This is a genomic window from Methylobacterium organophilum, from assembly GCF_022179465.1.
In the GTDB taxonomy this organism is placed as follows: Bacteria; Pseudomonadota; Alphaproteobacteria; order Rhizobiales; family Beijerinckiaceae; genus Methylobacterium; species Methylobacterium organophilum.
The window spans coordinates 197,764-223,884 of record NZ_BPQV01000010.1; the positions used below are offsets into that span (position 1 = coordinate 197,764).

The following is a 26,121-nucleotide window of genomic DNA, read 5'->3' on the forward strand; positions in this document are numbered from 1 at the left end:
GCGCGCGTCTCAGCGCTCGAGAAGGCGCGGGTCGCCCGCGCCGGACAATCCGCCGGGCAGGCCCTGGGACATCGCCCTCGCGAGGCCGGAGGCCTGCGCCGCCGCCGCGCCCGACGCGAGGCTGCCGCCCAGCCCTCCGCCAAGGCCGCTGCTGATCGGGCTGGCGGCCACGCTGTCCGATCCGATCTTCTCGGGACAGATCTGCATGCAGATCGGCTCGACATCCGTCGGCAACGAGCAGGCGGCCCGTGACTTCCCGGCCGCGCAGACGCATTGGCAGGCCGCCGACGCGGCGCCGGGTACGAGCAGCAGCGCGCCGACCAGCAGAACCGTCCTCATGGTGCCTCCCGAGGCGTGCATCTCTGCCGGCAGCCTAGCACGTCCCATCGGACGCGGCACCGGCACACGCGGCACATGGCGGGAGAAACCGCTGGGCTGACCGGCCCGGCGGCGCCGAGCGACGGCGAAGTCCGAACACGGGCGCACAGCGGGTGATGTGGAACTGCGGCGGCTCGAGCGCGGACGGCACAGGGCAAGAGTCTCGCACGAGCGTGAGAAGGCGGTGATCCCCGAGCGGAGCGATAACTGCCGGCGTAGGCAGTCCGATGGCTTGCAGACGGACCGGTCGCGTCGGATGAAGCGTAAGGAATGTGAGAAGGCCCGACTGCTCACGGGAGAGTAGGTGTTATGGGAGCTCAACTGAAGATTGCGCATCGCAAGCCTGAAACAGAAAATCCTCTCTCCCTGTTCAAGAGGGGCGGAGCCATGGCCGCCCCGAATAGTATACTAAAGGTTGTATGCGTCCACGCGCATCGCTGGGCCGCCGACGGCCCGTGTCGATCATCTTCCTTGACATGAGCCCTGGCTGCCTATGGTTTCTGCCATGAAGTAGCCCCCCACAGAGCCCGGTTTGGAATACCTGCCAGGTCATCGGTCGCGGCCGAAATCCGGGATGCTGGACCGGAAACGTCTGCCAAAAAGCTTGACCGGTTCCCGCAACCCGCTCACACAGCCCCTGTCGCGACGGTCGTCTGGATCCACCTTACGAGTCGGGTTCGGTTGCCGGTTGAGCGCTGTTTCGTGTGCAGACCTAACAACGTCGGGGGAGAACGGTGGGGATGATCTCGTCATCGCTCCAGTCCCGCAGGCTAGGGAGCTTCCACGAAAACCGGCATCCCTCACGCCATCGCCTCGATCGGGATCACGGCCGTGCCGATGCCCGGAGGCCAAGCCGGGCCAGAACGGCCGGCGTGGCCCGGAGCGACGCGAGAGCCTTCGCCGCGAAAATGGATGCCGGTTCGGCGCAAGAGAGCGCGTCAAAACAACGACCGAGAGCCGTGCCCGAAGCATGGACAAGGCGGCTGGATCGACCCGCCCGTCTCGGCAGGCGCCGTGTTGCCGAGCCCCATTTGCCGGCATCGGTCGGGCAACGATCCAAATTCCTCGAAGAGACGCAACGCCTTCCGAAGTTGAGGATCCTTTCGGGAACGCGTTCCGAATCACGTCTTCGAAATTAGGCGCATAAATCATGAAAACGATTGTGATGGACTTGGATGGGACGCTGACCATCGACGAGCCGGGTGCGCCATACGACCAACGCAAGCCACGACTCGACGTGGTCGAGAAGCTGCGTGAAATGAAGGATCTGGGGTTTAAGATTGTTATTAGCACAGCACGAAATATGAATACGTTCCAGGGTAATATTGGCGTGATTAATGTCAAGACGCTGCCCGTAATACTGGGATGGCTCGACAAGCATGCGATTCCCTATGACGAGGTCCTGGTCGGCAAGCCGTGGTGCGGCACCGAGGGCTTCTACGTCGATGACAAGGCGATCAGGCCGGAAGAGTTCACCTCCCTAGATCTCGCCGGCATCCAGGCCCTGGTCGGCATCAAATCTCAGAATTAGGCGAATCTTGATGCGCCCCATCACCCTCATCACCTCCGCAGCCTATGTGAATGCGGAGATCGCGGCAGAATATGGCCTCCTGCCACCCAGCTTCCTCCCGATCGGGCATGATCGGCTCATCGCCCTGCAGATCGAGAAGGCCGCCGCCTTACCGGGGCGCATCGTCGTCACGCTCCCCCAGTCCTTCGAGCCGACGGTTTGGGACCTGGGACAATTGCGAGGCCGGGGCGCCGAGGTCCTGTTCGTTCCCGACGGCCTGACCCTCGGGGAAAGCGTCGCTTACGCACTTGCCGTCGTATGCGCCTCGGGACCCGTGAGGATCCTTCACGGCGACACCGTCTTCCTCAACGAACTTCCCACCGAACTCGATCTCGTCTCGGTCGAGTCTTCCCCCCTCTCGTATTCGTGGGGTGTCGTCGACGGGACAGGCCGCTTCTCCCAAACCGGTGCAACCGGTGTGCCGAGCGGGCCCGTGCTGACCGGCTATTTTTCATTCGCAAGCGGGCATGACTTCCGGCGTGCCCTCGCCGTTTCACGTGGCAACTTCCTGGAAGCTCTCAATATCTACTCCAGTACGGCGGCGCCGCTCCGTCTGCGTCAGCTGGGCGAGTGGTTGGATTGCGGCCATCTGCAGACGTATTATCGTTCGCGCGCCAAGATCACGACGGCTCGTGCGTTCAACAGCTTGAAAATCAAGCATCGTATCGTCGAGAAATCCAGCAGCAACGAGAAGAAGGCCCGCAACGAGGCGAGCTGGTTCGAGGCCCTCCCGCCCATCATGCGGCTTTATGCGCCGTTATATCTCGGCTCTGAAACCAACGATGAGGGTGTTTTTTCCTACCGAACGGCCTACGAGCACAGTCCGACACTGCACGAGCTTTTTGTTTTCGGCCATCTCGGTCAGCAGGTTTGGCAGCAGATATTCCACTCGGCGTTCGAGTTTCTCGACCGCTGCGCACACGTGCCTGCCCCAGTGGAGGCTAATTCCGCAATCGACAAACTGGTAACGCAGAAGACGCCCGAGCGTCTTCTGGACTATGCCAGGACCTCCGGCATCGACCTTGATGACGAGTGGACCTATGCGGGACATCCCCTCCCGAGCCTCACCCGCATCGCTGAAATTTCAGCGAAGCTCATCTCGGAGAGCACGCCGGACGTCATTGGCCTGATGCACGGTGATTTCTGTTTTCCCAATATTTTTTATGATTTTCGCGAGCAGTCCGTAAAGGTCATCGATCCACGAGGGTCGTTTTCAAACAACGAACCGAGTATGTACGGAGATCTGCGTTACGATCTCGCCAAGCTCAACCATTCGATCGAGGGATACGACTTTATCCTTGCCAACCGGTTTGTGCTCGACACCACGGGCGAGCGGTCGATGACGATCTCGTTCCCGGAAGAGGGGCCGATCCGATGGCTCGGTCAGGTGGGATCGGAGCGGTCCCTCGCCGGCCATCGGATCGGTGACCCGGAGAATCTCGCTCTCACAATCCACTTGTTCCTCTCCATGATCCCCCTGCACGCTGATAAGCCCAGCCGACAAAAAGCATTTTTGGCAAACGCACTTCGGCTCTTCGTCGCGCTCGATACATGATGGATTTGTATTGATCCTGTCAGTTTATGGGTCGCAACGTTACGTATGTGTCTTCGATGAGGAAGCTCAACCCTCATTTGACCAATGTCGGCTGACAAACTGAAAGACGGTCTAGAAATCGTCGAACGGTCTTCGAGCACGCCTTGTCGTATTTTGCATGTTGTTGCGCGTCGCATGGATTCGTTGTCGTTCATCGTGAACGGCAGACGGTTCGTGAGAGCGCGCTCGTCCCGTACGCGAGCACGCATCTTCTCCAGGGTTCTGTCGTCCCTCTCCGCGATCAAAGCGTGCAGGAACGCTCCCGGTGTTTCGAGCTTAGGGCGGCGTGTGAGCCTTGTGGACGGGCAGTGATCGTTCCGTTTGTCGGGAGCGGAGCCATCCGAGATCGCCTCCGCAAAAGACTGTCCAAAGCATGCTGTCCCTGCTCGGCGCTAGATCGCTTCAATTGTCTCTAGAAATTTTTCAAATGGTGCATTTATGATCGTTTAGGGCGGCCCTTAAATGGCGTCGACACTGTCGTAGTCAATCTACGAGGCCGCATCGGCCTATATCAGAATTGTTTTAAAGTCGCGCTTTCGTGAGTGTACGGCTCGAACGTTATCGCTCGGACCGTACACTGATATACCGCATCAGCAGATCGTGATGCCTGGGCGCGCCGAAGTATTCGTGCCGTACAAATCCGCCAGAAGAGCGAGTCCGTACGCTTCCGCATTCTCGAAAGACGGCTCCTGGGTCGAGTCGGCGCTGCTGAAACTCAGATGCTTGCTCAGCGCGATCTCGTGGATCAGCCGCCCCAGCGGTGTGTCGGTTTCACAGAGCCACAGGATCTCAACGGGGGCGCTGTCCGCCAGCGTGAGCAAAGCCGCCACGAGCGTGCGCATTGCCAGCCGATCCGTGACGGAGATGGCGATTCCGGACGCTCCCCAGACCCGCATCAGAGCGCTGGCGAGCATGGGTTCTTCCGTCACGCAGATGCGGCGCACGGTTCCGTGCAGAAGCGGGTTTTTCTGAATGGATTCTGCCAGGGGCATCAGCCCAGGCATCCAGCTCACGTCAGTATGTAGATGCGGCAGATAGGCCAGAGACCCGTCTGCTTTCCCCATTTCCGCACATTCGGCTCCGAGCAGCCAATCCCAGCGCGGATCTCGCCTATGTCTGGGAATGTCACTGACGCGGAAGGGCCCCAGCGCAATGGCCTCCAGCCGTGCCGCCAGGAAATCGGGCAACTCTTCCTCGGTGACGATCCGGAACCAGCGGTTTCTCAGACGGTCCACCACACGTTTCGAACCATTGTCCACGAGAACGAATACCGAAGCGCTCGCCGATACCAACCGCGTCCAGCTGATGTAAGACAGCATGATCGGAAAGTGCTCGGCGGCTGTGAGCCGTCGTAGGTCGAAGACGAACGCACCCCGCGCCACGCTGATCGCCTCGACAAGATCTTGTTCGGAGCGATCACGCTTGGCGATCAAGGCCTGTGTCGCCTGCGTGACCAGCGCGTTGAACCGTGACAGGGCAGGCCGCTCCAACGCGATCCGGCACATCGCGCCCGCCAGCGCCTTCGGCGTTGCGAAGAGCAGGCTTCTCGGCAGGAATGTACCAATCCCGGAATGCTCGCTGGCCAGGATGGGCATGCCAGCCATCATCGCGTCGGCAACCTTGACCTTAAATCCTGTTCCTTCGAATTGCGGCGCCAGGACGAAATCGACCTGATCGAAGAAATCATCCTCCGATCGGATCCAGCCGAGTTTACGCACCGGGAGGGCCGTCTCCACGTGATCGGAGATCTTGCCAGCGACCACGATGTCAACTGGCGCGTAGCTGTCGGCGACGGAGCTTTCGAGTTCGATCAGGAGGCGTTTGAGACCTTCTGCCGCGTAGATCTGCGCGCTGCTGAGAACGCCGAACACGACGCGATCCTCATGCAGGTAGGTCCGCCGCCGGGGGGCGCTACGGGCTCGAGCTGGTACGATGGGGATGCTCATGGTCGGAGGGACCGAGCTATCACCGAAGTAGGACATCTCCTCGTCGGTCACGGTGAGGACGAGGTCGGCCCTGCTCCAGCCTAGGATTTCCTCTTCCTTACGTGTCCAGAAAAATTCCGGCGCGATACCGGCTCGCTGCGCGATACTGAGTCGCGCGCTGAAAATATCGTGCGTATCTAAGATTTTGAATGTCAATCCATCGTAAATTTGAAATGCCTTGGAGAGCCAGACATTTGAAACCATAACGACATCGTAGGTCTTGATGTCTGCGAGACGTTCAAGGAACTGCTGAAAACCCGGATCCCACCACTCGTCGAGACCGTGCGCATAACCGTCCCGGGGTGGCAGGCCGACCTGCTTCGAGGCGGGATAGACATGGACTTCATCCCAGGCCTCGACCATCTCGCGATAGGCAGGCTCGTCGAAATACCAGTACCAAGGCATTTCGAGCGCGAAGAGAACGAAAGTGATGCGGTAGCCGGACCGCTTGAGATGCGAGGCCATCTGATGGACGCGCCGGCGCTGGCCAGCATCGGCCGGATGCGATGCGAAGGGGGTAATGAATAGGACGTTTTGCCCGAAGCGGTTCGACAGGCCCTTCGGGGTGCTCTCGGCAGGCGTCATACATCGCCTCCCTGTCGAAAGCCGGCACCCGCGAGCATCGTCATCGCGTAGACCGCATCAAGCTGGATGAGGAACTCAGCGGAGGTGCGCGGGTCATAGGACAGGGCTTTTATGTTGCGATATTGTGCCGGCGAGCGCACCATCCGATCGCGATAGCGTTCGAGCGCTTGCTCGTTCGTCATCCAGCAAGAGCCCGACACCATGTCCGAGATGGCCTGCCAGAAGACTCGGCGGCGGAAATATTCCGTTGTCAGGCGATCGGCTGCGATGATGTGCGAGACGCAGGCTTCCGGGCAGTAGAAAGTCCGCTGGCGGCCGACTTTCTCCATCAGCGCAATTTCTTCGTTGCTCAGAAGCGAGCCGACGCCGCGCCGGCCGAGCGCGGGATCGAAGCGACCATGGGTCTCGAATACGGTCCGACGCAATGACAGGTTGGCGCCCACCAACCATTCGCCTTCCTTCAAGAACCGGCCGACCGGCGACCAGTCGATGCAGGACAGATGCGAGGCCAAGCTTGGATCGAACCATTCCGGCAGTTCGTCCGGATCGTCGTATAACGGCACGACGCGCCCGCCGACGATCAATGCCTCGGGATTGGCATCGAACGCCTTGAGGATTTCCCGCGTCCAACCCGGCGAGACGAGGGCGTCGTCGTCGAGGAAGGTAATGATCTCGCCGGCCGCTTGGTCGATCGCGCTGTTCCGGGCGTGGGAGAGTCCGACATCCTCGCAGATGGTCGCGCGCCACCCTGGACTGTCGGGCAGGCCGATCGGACGCCGCCGATCAGGCGGCGTATTGTCGACGACGACGACTTCTGTGGTGAGACCGTCGATGCGATCATGCTCCAGCAGCGCGGCCAGTGTTCTGTCGAGAAGGTCGTAGCGATCGTAGGTGCAGATCGCGACGGTCAGGCGAACGGAAGAGGCCACGTGTCACCGAGCCTTGAGATCGATGAGGGAGATCGCGAAGGGCGCGTCCGACTCGCCGGGATCCGCGACAGCGAGGATAAGGCTCAAAGCCTCCTCCGGACCATGCGAGACAATCGTCGTGCGGGTAGCGCCTTCCCAAGTCAGCCATGGCAGATCCTGGCCGTTCGCGCGCACGTAAAGGCTTTGATAAGCGACTTCCGAAGCAAACTTCGGTACGACGACCGTCAGGTCGTATTGCCGGTCAGGTAGGAGACGCACGGTGATCGGCAGGAGGGATGCGCTCACCAGCCACCGGACCCAGCGGCCCGTTTCGTCACGCTCCGGCAAAGACAGCCGATCACTGACCGTGTTCGGCATCCGGGCGTCGAAGCGCCATGCGCTGCCGGCCGAACCGACACCGGCTGCCCGCCCGGCAGCAAATCCGGCCTTGACCGCTGCGTCGAGGGCGCGCTGTTGATCCGCGAGCGTGGCCTCTAGAGCCCGCTGCCGTGCCGCGAGTTGCTTTATCTGTGCCGTCAAACCTCGGTCGGACGCGTTGTCGAGTACAGGCGTGAAGTCGGTTAAGCTGCTCATGTCAAAAATTTCCCGACGCGACGCGGATATGGTGGACAGCAAGTCCGAGGGTCCGCGCTCCGGGAAAAGTGCCTTCCTGTTGCGTGGTCGAAATGATTTCCAGAAGCAGCGCACCGCGTGGCGAAGGCGGCACGGCAGCTGATACGAGGATGCCGTACGCCTGGATGGTCTCGGTGATTGCGACCTCTTGACTGTCGACCAGCATACGGATGCGGGCAGGCTCGCACATCGCCCGCATCATATGGATGGAGATGACGTTGCCGGCGCTTCGATCGATTCGGATCGGCAGACGAATCCGCTCGGCCGCACCGGACCAGCGATAACATCCCTGCCCTGGCTGTGACCACTCACGAAAATGGAGTCCGTTCGAACTGTCGAGCGGCGTATCCGCCGATATTTCAACAACCGATGGTAGAGTGTCGACAATCTCGTAGGAGCTATTTTTTTTCAGCTCGGTCGACATCATCTTCTATTCTACTTAGTCGGCGACCGGCAAGCTCGCGCGGACGGTCAGACAGAATTTTAGGATCGAATGCTTCATGCCATACTGCAACGCAATGTCAATCCTGATCCACCTCCCCTTGAAGTGGTCCGTCCGGATGTATGGCTTTCGAGCCAGACGAGGGGGGACGGGATGCGAACGACCCGGCAAAAGCCGAGGGGTTGACTGCCAAGCTGCGGCAGGCGGAGGTAGCGATCTCGCGGGGTCGGAGCGTGGCCGGAGCGGTCTTGGTCCTCGGCATGACGGACGATCGGCTGGCGCAAGAAACTCGGGAGTCTGACGAGGGAGCAGGTTTGCCGGGTGAGGGATTTGGAGATTGGGAAACCGCGGCGGCGATCGGCGGCCTGATACGGGACAAGCTGATTTGCAGGAAGGTAGCTCATGCAGCCTGCTTCTCTCCGGGGTCATGGGGACTCGCCCTTCTTGCGCATCCTGATTCCGCGCGTGCAGGAGCTTGCAGAACTCTTGTTTCTCTCCGCAGTCGGCTTGTGCCGAATCATGATGAAGGCGGCGAGAGTGAGGAGATCCGTTGAAGCCGCAGATTCGGCAGAGTCGGTGCTCGAGTTTTCTTGATGTCACCCGCCCATGTCGTCTCGGTAGGGCCCTCCACCAACTCGGAGGAGCCTCCGGTGGTCCTTTGATACTGCTGTGCATCCCTCGGTTGCTGTGCTGGTTGTGGCCAATCCTGCAACGAAGTCGAACCGGAAACACCGTAGGGAGTAGGATCGAGGGCGCCCCTGATGAGGGAAACTGCGGTCCGGTAGATCCATGACACGCCGGGTCTGGTCCAGCCCAACCTGCAGGTTTACGACGCTGAAGCGGGCCTTCGCCGCTCTCGAACTATGCCGCATAGCGGCCGCGATAAGGATCTTTCACCCGTGACGTTCCACGCCCATGTCGTTCAGGATATGCGCTCCCTCGATCTCTTTCTGGCGGACGTGCAGGACGGTTTCGTCGAGCTGACGCAATACGGACCGCTGAGCGACACCTTCGACGGTCGGTTTCCCCGGCTCTATCGATTCCACGGTGGCATGATCACCACCTATGGCGTGATCCAGGGCGAAGCTTTTTGTCCGGATACAACCTTTTACGATCTATATCCGATGAAAGAAGAATTTGACTATGTGAATAAGGAGATTGCTGCAAATTTGAAGCATGATCACTTATTGCGGGAGGACCAGGCTGGCGCAATTTTCTGCACGCATATCTGGGACAAGAATTACCAGCATTTTCTTGTAGAGATATTTCCTCGAATCTGGGCGGTGTGTCAGATCGAAGCCTTGCGGCACCTGCCGATCGTCACCTCGGATCATGGTCATGTCCGGGAAATTCTTGAAACTTGCTTCCCGGATCGCACCTTCATCTACCTCAAGCACGGTGAAGCTGTTCGGGTTGCCGGCCCGGTCTATTATCCCGGTGCGATGGCGCGCAACATGTCGACGCCGCCTGCCGTTCTCGGTCAAGCCCTGCGGTTCTTCCGCATGCAGGTTCTTTTCAAGGCAGGGATCGATCCTGAAGAGCGGCCAAGCAGAGGTAGGACGATCTTCTTCGGTCGTAAGCCGAACATGAACTACCAGGGCAATCAGCGTGTCCTGCTCAACTTTGCCGAGCTTGAGGAAGCTTTTGATGAAATCGGCATCCCAATCCGGGATTTCGACAGCAAGAGTCTGACGGAAAAGGCGACGGAGGCGCAGGGCGTGTCGATGGCCGTCAGTCTGACCGGCGCCAATATGATGAACTTGATTTTCTTGCCGCTGTCGGCGAGCATGTTTATCATCGAACATCCGGTTTTTAAGGGATCCTATTTCTTTCCGTTGCTCTATCGCGCCATCGGCTTTGACCTTACGTATTTCTTCGCCTTCCACCAGACAAAGCTCGCCGAACCCGAGAGCCGCATCGAAAATGCGGAGTACATCATCGACGCTCCGGCCTTTACGGAAAACCTGCGGGAATCCCTATTCGTGACCGGTGACCGGCGCCTGGGCAAGAACATCATGCTGAATGGTGGTTTCGACAGCCTTCTGGAGACGGGGTTTGCCCAGGGGCTGGCCGAAAGCACATCCGGTCGCCTGGAGAATATCTCTTTCGAGACCGCGAATTTCGGCCTCGCCGGCTGGATCTCCCGCACATTCCGTGCACGCCAGACCGAACAGGATCTTGTTATCCTGGATTATTATACCAGCGATTGTAATGGCAATGTCGAGCAGATCTTGCGCGATATGCCGCTGGTGCTGGACAGCTTGCCGCGTGCTGTACGGCCGGTGGTGCTACTGTGGCCTGATAAGGCGGCCATGACGCAGCCTGATCCGGCAACGTTGCATGCCTACCGCACGATCTGCCAGGCTTCGGAAGCCTGCCTGATCGATTGCAGGCCGCTGATCATCCGAGTCATGCATTCCTGCGGCAAGTCGAGCATCGATGAGATGTTCATGGATGACACGCATCTTCATCCCTATTTCGCGAAAATGGCCGGCGCACTGATCGCGGCCCATATCGACCTGTTCTTGACATCGGGGCGCCGCCGATCTGCCTTGAGAGTGCGCAAGCCGATCAAGGTCGCCGTTGCACAGCCCGATCAGCCCTGGCCGCAGCCGTCGTCAGTCCCACTCGCACTTTACGAGGCTTCGGAACATGGCATTCTCTTGGGGATGATGATGGAAACCGGCCTGGCCGATCTCGAGATCGTGGTTTCGGGCGAGGTCCGGCAGCGCGTCCTCTCGACTCCCCGGAAAAACAGTGCGGCGTCGGCCTCGCACTATGTCCCCGTAACCGGAGTGACCTTCCGTAAAGGAGAGAGGATCGCGTTTCGACCGGTTACGGACAGCCCGGGAGCCGGCGAGGTTCAGTCGCTGTTAGTTCAGGCGATCGGCGAAGAGGCCTGACGGTTCGGCACCGGCGTTCCGGCCGAGAACGGCACGCCGGTGATCCGATCCATTGAAGCCATACGCAAAGGGTAAGATCGAGCCAACAGGTTGGGCTCACGTTTGACCGAATATAACTGATGTCAATACGCCCCGTAAAGTCTCAACATTTACCCTAAATGGCTTATTGAAGGTGTCATCGGACTGATGATTATCTTCCACGGAGCAATCTTCGAATAGGATGACCCGTGCATTTGGGTGGATCGTTTGCATTAGATATTTCCAGTAGTATTTAATAATCCACCACCCAGGCGAGGCAATCAGAATGATTGCCTTCGGGCTTTCCGATAGGCAAATATTACAGACATTGGCGCCGATTTCGGTGATGATTAGGTCGGCATGGCTCAACTGGGCATATTTCTGCGGAATATGGGGGCAATCCTCGGCATAGACAGGCTTGACGCCAAAATCTCGGATCAAGTCGAGTACCTGATCGGCATTGGTCATGAACCGGTTGTTACCAGTATTTCCCATCATCTGACGCCGGCCGAGGAAAAGATTCCCCGTCTTGGCTTCGACCGGCTTTGCAGCTTCGCGCAGAGTCTGGCGCAACTTTTTATAAGTATCTACAAGTTGTTTGCCAATATAGCTAAGATTAGAAAAGCGCAGCGGAATTATAACTCTTCGGAATACAACTGCTGTTTCATTGTCGTCTTTGATAATATGCTCTGATGGAACGCCCATAAGTTCCATTAATTCTCTCTGCCATTCAATATTTGCAATGTAGTACTTCAAATTATTAACATAATTTTCTCCAAAAAAGCTTGCTGGGCAATATTCATGTAGAAATACATTATAATTGCTACTCCATGGATTGCATAGATACATGACTGTATCTTCAATAATTCGGATTTTGGTTCGGCCTAGATTGTTGAACGGATCGTCGCCGGGCCCAGAGGGCGTGCAGCTCGGAAGAATCGGCGCATTATTCTTCTGCAAAGGTCGAGATGGATCGTAGAGTATGGCGTTCTCAAAGGTGAAGAACAGGCCGTGGTTCGTGCGGATGACATAGTCTCCGTCTCCGTGCAGTCCGGTTTCCACGCGTAACGCAGTCGTGTCGTAGATGCGCTCCTTTTCCAAGGATTCGAATAGCACAGGATAATCGGTCGCAATCTCCTGACCAATCAAAAGGCTGCCGTCATAATCATTGGTCAAAATGAAATGATGGGGGATATCGTCTTCGATGGGACCGTTCAGGAAAAGGCGCTGCCCGTTCTCATGAACTAGGATCGGATTGATCTCCATCACCGCTGCACGTGTGAAGGAGCGGCCATCGGCGAAAAACACTTTGTCGCCCTCAATGCTGCTGACGACGTAGACGCATTTGAAATGTGCAGCAAAGAAATAGAGCGGGGTCTCTAGAAGATCGTCGACAAGAACTGACGGCGTTCTAGGGCCGAAAAGATTTCCGTTCTTTGCATAAATCATGTCACATATTCCTGCTTTGGGATGGACTCGCGCATCTATGAGCCGTGCCCGTCTCTCATTGGATCGGCAACTTAGCCTTTCCCTGGGCAGATGGCGGCGCGATGCAACCACAGGCGTAGCAGCTCAGCCGTCCGGACACGCCGACGCACATCATCTCCGTCGTGCTCAACCGACCGGCGGTGCGTTCTCGGGGTAGCCGTTATCCGCCAGAAACCGGTGGTATTCGGCAGGCGTGCCGCTGAATTGGATGCTGTCGGAGCGGATCACGCGGTAATAGACGGTTTGTCCTTTTTGGATCATGGCATTGTAGAGCGGCGCGATGTAGCGCTCATTGCCCTGCAGCTCGTGTACGGAGCGGCTGCGGATCGCATCGAATTCTTTCATGAAGCTTCCTGCGCGGGCAAAGTGATAGAGTCCCGAGCTGCACAGGTTCGAGATGCGGATTTTTTCCGTGACCTCGATCGCCTCGCCCAGCCGCTCTCCCTCGATTTTCGGCCGGACGAAGGACCAGTGGGTCCCCTCCCCCACGAACACGTCCAGGTATCCGTCGACTGGGCCGCGACCGGAGAAGTCGGGTTGCGCGAAGTCCGAATAGATCGTGTCGATGTTGAAGATCGTCAGGGGCTCGTCCACCGAGACGCCCGCCACGGCGAGCCCCTCCGCCACCGTGGTCGCCTGTCCGTCTGTCGGTTGGTCCAGGCGCGCGAGACGGACATTCTCCGGGCGAAGGCCGATCGCCGCCGCGCTGTCGAGGATGAAGGCATCCGAACAGGTGGCCCCGAGATAGATGAACAGGAAGGACTCGGTCTCGAAGGCCTCGCGGAAACCATGGATCGAATGTTGGAACAGGTTCATCGGTCCTGCCGGCAGCATGAACTTCGGAACCGTGTAGCCGGCTTCCGTAAAGCGCCGACTCAGCCCGGCCATGGGGAAGACGTACATCAGACCTTTTCCACCTGTTGAGAGACACGCGTGGCATTGGCGACCGAGCAGAGCGGCCGCTCGGGCTGGGGCGCATGGAGGGGAAGCATCAAGACGAAGAGATGAACGAGGGTAGCCGTGCCCACCCGCTCGTCCTTGGGCGCTTCAGGAGATGCGCCTCGCGGAGGGCCGCGATCGGCCCCGGTCCGTTGCCGGCCTCGAATCCCGACGGGTCGGGATCCCCGGATCGGCCGGCGAGCCCGTCTGTCACAGAGCCGGAGGTGATCGGGTCACTGCGCGAATCGCCGGAAATCGACTTGGTTCCGTCAGGCAGCATGCCGGGCTGGTCGATGGCCTTCACTGTCTGGCTCCGGAAGTCTCAGAAGATGTTCGAGAAGCAGACGTCGCCTTGCAAGAGGCTCGGCTCCGGCGCGGCATGCACGACGATCAGGGCACCCACCCGACGCGACATCTCCAGCGGTGAGGGCATCGCCGTGCTGACATAGGTGAAGCCGATCGTGACGTCGAACACGTTCTGGCGGCCGAAATCCACCGGACGCCGCTCCGCCTTCCCGCCATAAGGGCGTTGCGCGGCCATATCGAGGGAGGCCTGTGCCAGACTTGCCGGTTCGGTCGGCCGAACCGGCGAGACCGGTCAGGGGCGTCGGATCGGTGCCGGTAGCGCGGTCTGTCCCGGAAACAAAAAAGGCTCCCGTGATGGGAGCCATTTTCCGCAATCATCGCAAGGGCTTGCGATGGTGGGCGCGACAGGGATCGAACCTGTGACCCCTACCATGTCAAGGTAGTGCTCTCCCGCTGAGCTACGCGCCCGGCTGAGGCCTGTCGGCCCCGGCGGTGAGGGGGCTATAACCAGAGCCGACAGACGATGCAAGCGAGCTCATGCGCAACGCGCGGAAAACTCTGCGCGCCTGCAATGCGGGAGAAATTGCGCTATGGCCTCCGGACGCGGCCGAAGGCGGCCGGAGCGGGACACCCTTAGCGAGGCATGCGCTTCTTCCTCCAATCGGATTCCGGCGACCGGATCGTGGGATGGGTGGTGCCCGACAACCCGGCGGCGGTGAGCCGGGTCCACGTCTCGGTCCATGGCCGCCGCGTCGCCGAGATCGCCGCGACGGGCTTCGATGCCAACATCGTCGCCCTGGGCTGGCACTCCACGGGCCAATGCGTGTTCCAGGTCACCGAGGAGCACGTGCCCGGGCTCGGCGCCCTCGACCGGCTCGAGATCCGCGACGCCGACACCAACATGCTGGTCTATCGCCGGGCGCCCCCGGAAGGCCTGTCCCGGAACCGCGTGGTTCTCGTGAACACGAGCGTGAACCCGGAATTGCCGATCGAGGCGGCCCTCTTCCCGCATTTCCGGCAATGCTATTTCGGCATCGGGAAATTCTCCGACGAGATCCTGCGGGTGATCTTCGACACGGCGGAGATGACCTCCTGCCTGATGTCGGGGGCGATCAACTTTCCCCGTTACGAGCCGCATTTCGTCCAGTCCGAGACGCTGTCGGCCATGCTCGTCCATGACCCCTATGTGGAGATGGCCCAGCGTCTGACCTGGCTGCGCGACCGCTCCGGGCTCGCCGCCGATCCGGCGCAGAACTGGCGCCTGGGCAATTTCGTGGACGGCGCGCGCTACGCGGCGGAGTTCGACTTCACCGACGCCAAGAGCCTGAAGCGCCTGTTCCGGTTCATGCCGGAGGAGGTCTACCACTTCCTCTACAACCCGCTGACCCGCCAGCTCGGCACCCGCGGCTTCGACGAGCGGGTGACGCCCGGCTCCTCGATCATCGCCGTCGAGGTGCTCGCCCGGGTCGGCGTCGTCGGCCATTTCAACTATCACAGGGCCTTCCTCTCGACCCTGTTCGACCAGAACGGGATCACGGCCGATCCGCCCGACCCGCCCCGCCTGCGCCCGGCGATCCTGGCGCTTGCGGACCTTCTGAAGACGATCAAGGTCGCCACCGACATGGTGGATTTCGACAGCGTGCTCAGCGACCTCGTCCTGCGCTCCGTCGCCAAGGGCTGGGGCGCGTGAGAGGGCGGGCGTCCGGTTTGCCGCAGGCGGCAAAGGTGTCTAAGACCGTGCGCCGCAACATGGTCGAACCGTAGGTTGTTGCGGCATGGGAAAGGCGTGACATGCGCATAGCGATGGTCGGGTCGGGATATGTGGGCCTGGTGTCCGGAGCCTGCTTCGCGGATTTCGGCCACGACGTCGTCTGCATCGACAAGGATCCGGCCAAGATCGAGGGCCTGAAGGCGGGCCGGATGCCGATCTACGAGCCGGGCCTCGAGGCCCTGGTCGCGGAGAACGTGAGGCAGAACCGGCTGTCCTTCGGGACGCAGCTGGCCGAAGCGGTGGCGGGGGCGGATGCCGTCTTCATCGCCGTGGGCACGCCCTCCCGGCGCGGGGACGGCTTCGCGGATCTCTCCTACGTCTATGCCGCCGCCAAGGAGATCGCGGCCTCCCTGAACGGGTTCACCGTGGTGGTGACGAAATCGACGGTTCCGGTGGGCACCGGCGACGAGGTCGAGCGCATCATCCGCGAGGCGCGGCCGGAGGCCGCGTTCGCCGTGGTCTCCAATCCGGAATTCCTGCGCGAGGGCGCCGCGATCGGCGACTTCAAGCGGCCGGACCGGATCGTCATCGGGACGGAGGACGAGCGCGCCAAGGCGGTGATGAACGAGATCTACCGCCCGCTCTACCTCAACCACTCGCCGATCCTGTTCACCGGGCGGCGCACGGCGGAGCTGACCAAGTACGCGGCCAACGCCTTCCTGGCCACCAAGATCACCTTCATCAACGAGATCGCGGATCTCTGCGAGCAGGTCGGCGCGAACGTCCAGGAGGTGGCCCGCGGCATCGGCCTCGACAACCGGATCGGCCGCACCTTCCTCCATGCCGGGCCGGGCTATGGCGGCTCCTGCTTCCCCAAGGACACCCTGGCGCTGGTGAAGACCGCGCAGGATTACGGGGCGCCGATCCGTCTGGTGGAGACGGTGGTGGCGGTCAACGACCAGCGCAAGCGCGCCATGGCCCGCAAGGTGATCGCCGCCTGCGGCGGCTCGGTCCGCGGCAAGACGGTCGCGATCCTCGGCCTGACCTTCAAGCCCAACACCGACGACATGCGCGACGCGCCCTCCCTGTCGATCATCGCGGGGCTGCGCGATGCGGGCGCGGCGGTGGTCGCCTACGATCCCGAGGGCATCGAGCAGGCGCGGCCGATGCTCGAAGGCGTGACCTATGCCGAGGACGCCTATACCTGCGCCGAGGGGGCGGATGCCCTGGTGATCGTCACGGAGTGGGACGCCTTCCGCGCCCTCGATCTCGGCCGCCTGCGCGCCTCGATGAAGGCGCCGGTGCTCGTCGATCTGCGCAACGTCTACGCCTCCGCCGATGCCGAGCGGCACGGCTTCCACTATACCGGCGTCGGCGTCGGAAGCGGGACGGCCGGACAGGGCTGAGGCCCGCCCGGTCTCCCCGGCGGTCCCGGGGCCAGCTGTGGCCCTCTGTCCGCACCCATCCGGATTCGGTCCCGGCGCCGGATCCGCGGCGGCCTGCGTCATCCTTTGGTCACGTTCGCAGGCGTTCTCCCGCCGCACGGATGCTTGAGGTCAGGCAGTTTGTTTCCGGATACGGTTCCCGATAGCCGCGATGGACTGCTTTTGAGCGCGTTTTTCGACTGTCGCTGGCAAGCGTCTGCTGATTTTATCAACTCATGGTGGTGCAAGCCCATCCGTTTCGATTGATGGGCGCGTGCCACACTATCACCCAATCTTTAGGATCAAGTCTGTTTCTGCGCTGCAGCGTTGGACAGCCTTCGCGGGTGCGGCCTAAGGTCGAAACGGGTGCATGCCGGACGGCGAGAGCCGCCCGTTCTTCCACGAGCGTATGCGGATCGACGTGACTCAGCGCCAGGATATCGCCATCATCGGCCGGGCTTGCCGGCTCCCCGGTGCCCCCAGCGTCGAGGCCCTCTGGCAATTGCTCACCGAGGGGCGTTGCGCGGTCTCCGAGATCCCCGCCGACCGCTGGACGCGGGAGCGCTTCCTGCATCCGCGGGCGCAGGAGCGCGGCAAGAGCTACACCTTCGCCGCCGGCGTCCTCGACGACATCTGGGCCTTCGATCCCGGCGTGTTCGGCATCTCGCCCCGCGAGGCCGAGCAGATGGATCCGCAGCAGCGCCTGCTGCTGGAGCTGACCTGGGAGGCCCTGGAGGATGCGGGCCTGCGTCCCTCGGCGGTGGCGGGAAGCCATATCGGCGTGTTCGTCGGCGCCTCGGCCCTGGATTACGGCAACCTGCGCATCCTCGATCCGTCGAGCGCGGATGCCTACGGCGCCACGGGCAACACGCTCTCCATCGTCTCAAACCGCCTCTCCTACATCTACGACCTCAAGGGGCCGAGCTTCACCCTCGACACCGCCTGCTCCTCCTCGCTCGTCGCGCTCAACGCCGCGATCACCGCGATCGAGAACGGTCAGGTCGACACCGCCATCGTCGCGGGCGTGAACCTGCTGGCGAGCCCGTTCAGCTTCATCTCCTTCTCCAACGCGCAGATGCTCTCGCGCACGGGCCTGTGCCAGGCCTTCTCGGCGAATGCGGACGGCTATGTCCGCGCCGAGGGCGGTGTGGTGCTGGTGCTGCAATCGGCCAAGGCGGCGGCGCGGGCCGGCAGCCTGGTGCGCGGCGTCATCGCGACGAGCGGCGTGAATTCGGACGGGCGCACCACCGGCATCTCCCTGCCCTCGGGCGAGGCGCAGGCGGCCCTGCTGGAGCAGGTCTACCGCGACGCCGGCATCGCGCCGGACGCGATCGCCTTCGTGGAGGCCCACGGCACCGGCACCGCGGTCGGCGACCCGATCGAGGCCAACGCCATCGGCAGCAAGCTCGGCAAGGGCCGCAAGGCCCCGCTGCCGATCGGCTCGATCAAGACCAATATCGGCCATACCGAGCCGGTCTCGGGGCTGGCCGGCCTGCTCAAGGCGCATCTCGCCCTGGAGAACGACCTGCTGCCGGCCTCGCTGCACGCGGCCGAGCTCAATCCCGAGATCCCGTTCGACACCCTGAACCTCGCGGTGAACCGCGCCCCCCTGCCGCTGAAGCGGGGCAAGGAGCGCTTCGCCGGCGTGAATTCCTTCGGCTTCGGCGGCACCAACGCCCACGTCGTGCTGACCGACCCGGCCCCCGTGGCCGCGACGGGCGCCGATTTCCGCGCGCCGGAGATGCTGCTCCTCTCGGCCCAGAGCCGGGCTGCCCTCTCCGAGCTGGCGCAGGACTATGCCGACCGCCTCGCGCACGCCGATGCCGCCGAGACCGCCCGCATCGCCGCCGCCGCCGCCCATCGCCGGGAGCGCCAGGCCGTGCGCCTCGCCGTCCCGCTGGACGGGCCCCTGGTCGAGACCCTGCGCGCCGTGGGCGAGGGCGAGGAGACCGAGAAGGCCGTCATCGGCACCGCCGTGGACCGCGCCGCCGAGGTCGCCTTCGTCTTCTCCGGCAATGGGAGCCAGTGGGCCGGCATGGGCCGCGAGGCCTATGCGGAGAACCCGACCTTCCGCGAGACCTTCGACCGGATCGACACGCTCTTCGCCGGCCATTCCGGCTGGTCGCTCAAGGATGCGCTGTTCGCCGAGGATCTCGACGCGCAGCTCTCCCTCACCCGCGTCTCGCAGCCGCTGATCTTCGCGATCTCCGCCGCCTCCAACGCGGCCCTGCGCGCCCGCGGCCTCAAGCCGGCGGCGGTGCTCGGCCACAGCGTCGGCGAGATCGCCGCGGCGGAAGCCGCCGGCATCCTCAGCCTGGAACAGGCGGTGCGGGTCATCTTCTACCGCAGCAAGCACCAGGAGACGACGCGCGGCCACGGCAGCATGGCCGTGCTGCTCGGCCCGGTCGAGGAGATGGAAGCCTTCCTCGCCGATTATCCGGACCTGGACATCGCCGCCTATAACAGCCCCAAGGCGATCACCGTCGCCGGCCCGGTGGACTCGATCGAGGCCGCGATGAAGGCGCTGGCGCGCAAGCGCCGCCGCGGCAAGAAGCTCGACCTGGAATATCCCTTCCACGGCCGGCTGATGGACCCGACCGAGAAGCCGCTGCTGCGCGATCTCGACGGGCTGAAGCCCTCCGCCGGCCACACGGCGATGGTCTCCACCGTCACCGGCGACGTGCTCGCCGGCACGAAGTTCGGCGCCGGCTACTGGTGGCGCAATATCCGTGAGCCGGTCCGCTTCTGCGAGGCCCTGCAGGAGGCGACCCGCCGGGGCGTGCGCGTCTTCGTCGAGGTCGGCCCGCGGGCGACGCTGCTGCCCCATATCGGCGACGCGGTCGAGCCGCTCGGCATCGAGGTCGCCTCCGTCGGCGTGCTCCACCGCAAGCCGGCCGAGGGCGATCCCATCGCCCGCGCCGTCGCCGCCGCGATCGTGGCGGGCGCCGCGGTCGACGAGGCCGCCGTGTTCGGCACCAACCCCGCCGGGATCGTGCCCCTGCCGCTCTATCCCTGGCAGCGCCGCAGCTTCCGCCTCGCGGAGACGGCGGAGGGCGCGGGCTGGGTCAACACCCGCAGCCACCACCCGCTCGCGGGCGTCCGCGCCGTGGCGGACGGGCTCGAATGGCATGGCCATCTCGATGCCGCGACCGTGCCCGAGCTCGGCGACCACGTCATCGATGGGCAGGTGCTCGTACCGGGCGCCGGCTTCGTGGAGATGGCCCTGCACGTCGCCCGCGAGGCGCTGCGCTCCGAGACGGTGACCCTCGCCGATTTCGAGATCCACTCGCCGATGATCCTCGCCGAGGATTCCCTGCGCGAGGTCGCCGTGCGGCTCTCGGGCGGCGGCAACCAGATCCAGATCCTGAGCCGGCCCCGCCTGACCCAGGCCGCCTGGCAGCTCCATGCCCAGGCCAAGATCGTCGAGGGCCAGTTCCGCGCCCCCGCGCCCCGCGTGATCGACCTGCCGGACGAGCAGGCGGTGGCGGGGGCCGATCTCTATCGCCGGGCGCTGGCCTCCGGCCTCGGCTTCGGCCCGTCCTTCCGGCAGGTGGCGGCCTCCGCCCGCCTCGACGAGGCGACCATCGTCTCCGAGCTGGTGCCGGCGGAGGCCGATGCGCGCTACGGCCTCGTGCCGGGCCGCCTGGACGCCTGCTTCCACGGCCTGATCCTGCTCTTCTCCGAGCTTCTCGGCGAGAACGCGGTGAAGGCCTATGTGCCCGTGCGCTTCGGCGAGATCCGCCTGATCCGGCCGGGCGCCGTGATCCATCGCGCGCTGATCGAGACGCGCCGCTGCAACGAGCGCAGCATCCTGGCCGACTTCACCCTGGTCGATGCCGAGGGCGCGGTGGTCGCCACGATCCGCGAGGGCCGCTTCCAGGCCCTGCGCGCCCGCGGCGGCGACGAGCTCGCGGCCTATGCCGTGGCGCAGCGCACCGAGCTCGCCTCCGAGCCGACCGCGCTCCCGATCCTGCTCGGCCCGGCCATCGCCGAGATCGTCCGGCCGGCGGCCGAGGCCGCCAAGGGCGACGACGAGGCCAATCTCGGCCCCGGCCATCTCCTGCTCGAAGGCTGGGCCACGGCCCTGGCCTACCGCGTCGCTTCCGGCCTCGTCGGGGCGGAGGGCGCCGTCTCGCTCGAGGACGCGCGGCTGCCCGCCGCCCTGCGCCCCTGGCTCGTCAACGCCCTGCATGCCCTGGAGAGCAGCGGGCTGGCCGATCTCGACGGCGCGCACTGGCGCCTGCGCAGCGACGTCACCCTGCCCGATCCGGAAGAGATCATGCGCTGGGTCGCCGCCGACCATCCCGAGCTCTCCGCCGAGCTGGTGCTGATGGCCGACGTCACGGCCCTCGCCGGCCGCCTCGTCGCCGAGGGCCTGGAGGAGGCGGTCAGCCTCAATCAGGCGGCGATCGATGCCTTCCATCTGCGCGGCGCCACCGCCCGCGCCTCGGCCGAGACCGTCGCCCGCATCGTCGAAGGCGTCCGGGCGAAGCTGCCCCAGGACCGGGCGCTGCGTGTCCTCCAGGTCGGCTTCGGGCCCCTCGCCGCCCAGGCGACCCGCTTCGCGGAGGAGGTCCAGGGCCGCCTGAGCCTGTTCGAGACCGACCGCCGCCGGGCGGAGCGGGCGCGCCTCGCCTTGCCCCACGGCGTCACCGTGATCGAGGCCGCCGCCGACCTGCCGCCGGCCGGCTTCGACCTGATCCTGGCCAGCGACACCCTCCATCGCGGCGCGCGCGACCTGCCGGCCGCCCTCTCCGCGTGCCTCGCCACCGGCGGCCTGCTGGTGGCGGTGGAGCCGGGCGTCTCCCTGTTCCGCGACCTCGTCTTCGGCCTCGACGCCGACTGGTTCGATTCGGCCCTGCCCGACATGCCGGTCAGCCGGCTCGACGATACGATCGGGTGGCAGCGCCGCCTCAGCGCCTCCGGCCTGGTGCGCGTCACCGCCGACCGCGCCGTCTCCGTCAACGGCGACGACCTGCTGCTGCTGGCCGAGGCCCCGGCCCGCCCGGCCGCCGCCCATGGCCAGAGCTTCGCCTTCGTGATCGGCTCGGACGACGAGGTCGGCGCGGAGACCGCCTCCTCGCTCGCCACCCTGCTCATCGCGAGCGGCGTGCATGTCTCGATCATCCTCGATTCCGAGCAATCCCTGAAGGAGCTGGAGCGGGAGACGCCGGACACGGTGGTCTTCCTGGCCGGCGCCTTCACCCCGGGCGGCGAGGCCGCCGCCCGCCTGCGCGACCGCTGCCTCAGCCTGAAGCGCTGCGCCGAGCATCTCGGCAGCCGCCCGACCCGCCTCTGGGTGATCGCGCCCGGCGCGACCCGCGACCGGGGCGGCCAGGTCGGCTCCGTCGAGACCGGCCTCTGGGCCTTCAGCCGGGCGCTCGCCAACGAGACCGCGAGCCTCGACCTGCGCCGGGTCGACCTGTCGCCCGCCATGGATCCGAAGGCCGCCGCCGAGCGCCTGCGCGACCTCGTCCTCTCCGGCACCCCGGAGACCGAGATCGTGCTGGACGAGGACGCGACCCGCGTCGTCCGCTTCGCCGCCGGCCGTCCGGCCCGGCGTCGGGAAGGCACCTTCGAGCCGGCCGTCGCCGCCCGCCTCGAGCGCGGCACCACCGGCGGCCTCAACGAGATGGTCTGGGGCCCGGCCGAGCGCGCCGCCCCCAAGGCCGGCGAGGTCGAGATCGCGGTGGAGGCCACCGGCCTCAACTTCCGCGACGTGCTGTGGGCGCTGAACATGCTGCCCGAGGAGATCCTGGAGGACGGCTTCGCCGGCCCCCGCCTCGGCCTGGAAGTGGCCGGCCGCGTCGTCTCCGTCGGGGCGGACGTGACCGAGTTCGCCGTCGGCGATCCCGTGGTCGCCTTCGCCCAGTCGGGCTTCGCCACGCATATCGTGGTGCCGGAGGCCGTGGTGGCGCCGATGCCGGCGGGCCTCGCCCCCGCTGCGGCGGCGACCGTGCCGGTGGCCTTCCTCACCGCCTATTACGGCCTCGTCACCTGCGCCCGGCTGCGCCGCGGTGAGTGGGTGCTGGTGCATGGCGGTGCCGGCGGCGTCGGCCTCGCCGCGCTGCAGATCGCCAAGCTCAAGGGCGCCCGCGTCATCGCCACGGCGGGCTCCCGCGAGAAGCGCGCCCTGGTCCAGGCGCTCGGGGCCGAGCACGTGCTCGATTCCCGCTCCCTGGCCTTCGTCGACGATGTCCGCCGCATCACCGGCAAGGGCGTCGACGTGGTGCTCAACTCGCTCTTCGGCGAGATGATGGAGCGCACCCTCAACGTGATGGCGCCCTTCGGCCGCTTCGTGGAGCTGGGCAAGCGCGACTATGTCGCCAACACCCATATCGGCCTGCGTCCCTTCCGCCGGAACCTCTCCTATTTCGGCGTGGACCTCGATCAGGTGCTCCAGCACCAGGGCGAGGACGGTGCGCGGATGTTCCGCGAGGTGATGGCGCTCTTCGCCGAGGGTGGCCTGAAGCCCCTGCCCTACCAGCCCTTCACGGCGGACGAGACCTCCGACGCCTTCCGGCTGATGCAGCAATCGGGGCATGTCGGGAAGATCGTGATCGCGCCGCCGAAGGCCGGCAGCGTGGCCAAGCTCGCCCGCCAGCCCTTCGCGGTGTCCGACCGCAACGTCCACCTCGTCACCGGCGGCCTCGGCGGCTTCGGCATCGAGGCGGCGCGCTGGCTCGCCGACCGGGGGGCGAAGCACCTGCTGCTCGTCGGCCGCACCGGCAAACCCAACGCGGAGGGCGCGGCGGTCATCGCCGAGCTGAAGGCCCGCGGCGTCACCGTCGAGACCAAGGCCTGCGACATCACCAGCCGGCAGGCGGTGGACGATCTCGTCGACGCGATCGAGCGGCGGGGCAAGCGCCTCGCCGGCGTGATCCACGGCGCCATGGTGCTCAACGATGGCCTGATTGCCAATCTGGAGGCCGAGGCGCTGGAGGCGGTGATCCGGCCGAAGGTGATCGGCGCCCAGCATCTCGACGCGGTCACCCGCGGCCGGCAGATCGACTACTTCGTGCTGTTCTCCTCGGCCACGACCTTCATCGGCAATCCGGGCCAGGGCGCCTATGTCGCCGCCAACGGCTTCATGGAGGGCCTCGCCCGCCAGCGCCGCCGCCTCGGCCTGCCGGCCTTGGCGGTCGCCTGGGGCGCGATCGGCGATGTCGGCGTGCTCGCCCGCAACCGCGCGGTGATGGAGAGCCTGGCGGGCCGTGTCGGCGTGACGCCGATGGATGCGCGCCACTGCCTCGACCTGATGGCCCAGGCCCTGGAGACGCAGGGCGCGGAGAGCGACGATGCGGTGATCGCGATCGCCGCCATGCATTGGGGCAAGGCGCGCGAGCGCCTCGCCACCATGCGCTCGCCGAGCTATGCGGGCCTCGGCTCCGAGAACCAGGCGGAGGCCGGCGGCGTCGCGGCGATCAATATCGGCGCGCTGCTCAAGAGCCAGGACATCGACGCGGTGCGCAAGGTGGTGGCCGATGCCATCGTCGAGGACATCGCCCGCATCCTGCGCCTGCCCAAGGACGATATCGGCCGCACCCGGCCGCTCTCGGAAATCGGCCTCGATTCCCTCATGGGCGTCGAGCTCGGGGCGAGCCTGCAGGAGCGCTTCGCCCTGGAGGCGCCGCCCGCCGGCATCTCCTCCGGCCTCACCGTCAACGAGCTGTCCGAGACCCTGATCCAGTCCGTCTCGGCGCCGGTTGACGAGGCCGCGGGCGCCGTGCTCACCCTCGCCCAGAAGCATGTCGGCGCCGATGTCGATGCCGCGACGCTGGCGCCCTTCCAGAACCTCGTCGAGCAGAACAGCCAGGACATCAAAGAAATCCTATGAGTCAGGCCCCGGGATCGGATGGGGGGCGCGCGGCGCTCGCCAGCTTCGTCACCAACCGGCTCGGGCGGCACGCCGCCAAGCCGTCGGCACCGCGCAACGAAGCCAAGGCCCCGGCGAAGGAGACCGCGCAGGATTTCGCCAAGCTCACGGGCTACCGCGAGCTGAAGCTCCAGCGCTCCGCCGCCGACCTGATCGGCCTCGACAACCCGTTCTTCCGGGTGCACGAGGCCAAGGCCGGCGCGACCACGCGGATCGGTGGCAAGGCGCTCACCAACTTCTCGTCCTACGATTATCTCGGCCTCAACGGGCATCCCGAGGTGAACGCGGCGGCCAAGCGCGCCATCGAGCAGTTCGGCACCTCGGCTTCGGCGAGCCGGGTGGTGGCCGGGGAGCGCCCCGGGCATCTCTCCCTGGAGAACGCCCTGGCGCGCCATTACGGCACCGAAGCCTGCGTGGTCATGGTCAGCGGCCACGCCACCAACGTCACCGCTATCGGTGCCATCCTGGAAGAGCCGGACGTGATCTTCCACGACGCGCTGATCCACAACAGCGTGGTCACCGGCGCGCAGCTCTCCGGCGCCAAGCGCCGCTCCTTCGCCCATAACGACGCGGAATCGCTCGAGAAGCTGCTCGCGGCCACGCGCCACGAGCATCGCCGGGCGCTGATCGTGATCGAGGGCCTCTACAGCATGGACGGTGATACGCCGGACCTCGCGGCCTTCGTCGCGCTGAAGGAGCGCTACGATTGCTGGCTGATGGTCGACGATGCCCACGGGCTCGGCGTGCTGGGCCGGACCGGCGCCGGCCTGCATGAGCATTGCGGCGTCGACCCCTCGGCGGTCGACATCTGGATGGGCACGCTTTCGAAGACGCTCTCCACCTGCGGCGGCTACATCGCCGGGCCGAGCGCCCTGGTCGAGTATCTGAAATGCACCGCGGGCGGCTTCCTCTACAGCGTCGGCCTGTCCCCGCCCCTGGCCGCCGCCGCGGAGACCGCGCTGAACCTGCTCCATGCCGAGCCGGAGCGCGTGGAACGCCTGCGCCGCAACGGTGCCCTGTTCCTCGCCAGCGCGAAGAAGCTCGGCCTCGATGTCGGCACCAGCCTCGGGCTCGCGGTGATTCCGGTGATCGTCGGCGATTCGCTGAAGGCCGTGACGCTGTCCGACCGCCTGTTCGCCCGCGGCATCAACGTGCAGCCGATCATCCACCCGGCCGTGCCCGAGCGCGCCTCGCGCCTGCGCTTCTTCATCACCTCCGAGCATACGCCGGAGCAGATCAAGGACACGGTGAACGCGGTCGCGGAAGAGCTCGCCGCCCTCCAGACCGGCGCCTCGCTGATCGAGCAACTGATGGCACGCCGGGGGGCCTGAGCCCCCCTCAAGCCGCCCCCGATCGCGTTG

At 64.5% G+C, this 26,121-nt stretch carries 15 protein-coding genes and 1 tRNA gene; 7 read left to right on the forward strand and 9 right to left on the reverse strand.

Annotated elements, in window-relative coordinates; translation table 11 throughout:
- Nucleotides 1–9: 9 nt before the first annotated feature.
- Nucleotides 10–339 (reverse strand): hypothetical protein, encoded by a 330-nt coding sequence (locus MFF21_RS17205; RefSeq protein WP_238312517.1) that lies wholly within the window; start codon nt 337–339, stop codon nt 10–12.
- Nucleotides 340–1,528: 1,189 nt separating this feature from the next.
- On the opposite strand from MFF21_RS17205, the gene MFF21_RS17210 reads away from it, so the two are divergent.
- Both MFF21_RS17210 and MFF21_RS17215 read left to right on the forward strand, forming a co-directional pair.
- Nucleotides 1,529–1,909, forward strand: coding sequence for an HAD hydrolase family protein (locus tag MFF21_RS17210; RefSeq protein WP_238312518.1), 381 nt, complete (start codon nt 1,529–1,531; stop codon nt 1,907–1,909).
- 10 nt (nt 1,910–1,919) lie between these two features.
- A complete protein-coding gene (locus MFF21_RS17215; RefSeq protein ID WP_238312519.1) occupies nt 1,920–3,503 on the forward strand; it encodes an aminoglycoside phosphotransferase family protein in 1,584 nt (527 codons plus the stop codon).
- 629 nt (nt 3,504–4,132) lie between these two features.
- Here the strand turns inward: MFF21_RS17215 and MFF21_RS17220 are convergent.
- From MFF21_RS17220 to MFF21_RS17235, 4 genes are read right to left on the reverse strand one after another with little or no spacing between them, the layout of a single operon-like run.
- Entirely contained in the window at nt 4,133–6,112 is a 1,980-nt protein-coding gene (locus tag MFF21_RS17220; protein ID WP_238312520.1) for a glycosyltransferase, read from the reverse strand.
- Nucleotides 6,109–7,041 carry a glycosyltransferase family 2 protein gene (locus tag MFF21_RS17225; protein WP_238312521.1) on the reverse strand — a complete coding sequence of 311 codons (933 nt, stop codon included), beginning with the start codon at nt 7,039–7,041 and terminating at the stop codon, nt 6,109–6,111. The genes MFF21_RS17220 and MFF21_RS17225 overlap by 4 nt, the downstream gene beginning before the upstream one ends.
- A gap of 3 nt (nt 7,042–7,044) precedes the next feature.
- A complete protein-coding gene (locus MFF21_RS17230; protein ID WP_238312522.1) occupies nt 7,045–7,614 on the reverse strand; it encodes a hypothetical protein in 570 nt (189 codons plus the stop codon).
- Between the two features lies 1 nt (nt 7,615).
- Entirely contained in the window at nt 7,616–8,080 is a 465-nt protein-coding gene (locus MFF21_RS17235) for a hypothetical protein (protein WP_238312523.1), read from the reverse strand.
- A 914-nt stretch (nt 8,081–8,994) separates the two neighbouring features.
- Here MFF21_RS17235 and MFF21_RS17240 point away from each other — a divergent pair.
- The gene (locus MFF21_RS17240; protein WP_238312524.1) at nt 8,995–10,998 is read left to right on the forward strand and encodes a glycosyltransferase 61 family protein; all 2,004 of its coding nucleotides are present in this window, start codon (nt 8,995–8,997) and stop codon (nt 10,996–10,998) included.
- A 96-nt stretch (nt 10,999–11,094) separates the two neighbouring features.
- Here the strand turns inward: MFF21_RS17240 and MFF21_RS17245 are convergent, their stop codons facing one another.
- The 4 genes from MFF21_RS17245 to MFF21_RS17260 form a co-directional block, all read right to left on the reverse strand.
- Nucleotides 11,095–12,465, reverse strand: coding sequence for a glycosyltransferase 61 family protein (locus tag MFF21_RS17245; RefSeq protein ID WP_238312525.1), 1,371 nt, complete (start codon nt 12,463–12,465; stop codon nt 11,095–11,097).
- Nucleotides 12,466–12,630: 165 nt separating this feature from the next.
- Nucleotides 12,631–13,407: a glycosyltransferase family protein gene (locus MFF21_RS17250; RefSeq protein ID WP_238312526.1), complete on the reverse strand. Its 777-nt coding sequence runs from the start codon at nt 13,405–13,407 to the stop codon at nt 12,631–12,633.
- Nucleotides 13,408–13,765: 358 nt separating this feature from the next.
- Nucleotides 13,766–13,984, reverse strand: a complete 219-nt coding sequence (locus MFF21_RS17255; protein ID WP_238312527.1) for a hypothetical protein — start codon at nt 13,982–13,984, stop codon at nt 13,766–13,768.
- 158 nt (nt 13,985–14,142) lie between these two features.
- Nucleotides 14,143–14,217: transfer RNA gene (locus MFF21_RS17260), tRNA-Val, on the reverse strand.
- 175 nt (nt 14,218–14,392) lie between these two features.
- Between MFF21_RS17260 and MFF21_RS17265 the strand changes: the two genes are divergently transcribed.
- The 4 genes from MFF21_RS17265 to MFF21_RS17280 all read left to right on the forward strand — a co-directional run bounded on the left by MFF21_RS17265 (nt 14,393) and on the right by MFF21_RS17280 (nt 26,091).
- Entirely contained in the window at nt 14,393–15,439 is a 1,047-nt protein-coding gene (locus MFF21_RS17265; RefSeq protein ID WP_238312528.1) for a hypothetical protein, read from the forward strand.
- Nucleotides 15,440–15,540: 101 nt separating this feature from the next.
- A complete protein-coding gene (locus MFF21_RS17270; protein WP_238312529.1) occupies nt 15,541–16,866 on the forward strand; it encodes a UDP-glucose dehydrogenase family protein in 1,326 nt (441 codons plus the stop codon).
- A 439-nt stretch (nt 16,867–17,305) separates the two neighbouring features.
- On the forward strand, nt 17,306–24,721 hold the full coding sequence (locus tag MFF21_RS17275; RefSeq protein WP_238312547.1) for a type I polyketide synthase: 7,416 nt from the start codon (nt 17,306–17,308) through the stop codon (nt 24,719–24,721).
- The gene (locus MFF21_RS17280) at nt 24,718–26,091 is read left to right on the forward strand and encodes an aminotransferase class I/II-fold pyridoxal phosphate-dependent enzyme (protein ID WP_238312530.1); all 1,374 of its coding nucleotides are present in this window, start codon (nt 24,718–24,720) and stop codon (nt 26,089–26,091) included. Before MFF21_RS17275 ends, MFF21_RS17280 begins: the two co-directional genes overlap by 4 nt.
- The last annotated feature ends 30 nt before the right edge of the window (nt 26,092–26,121 follow it).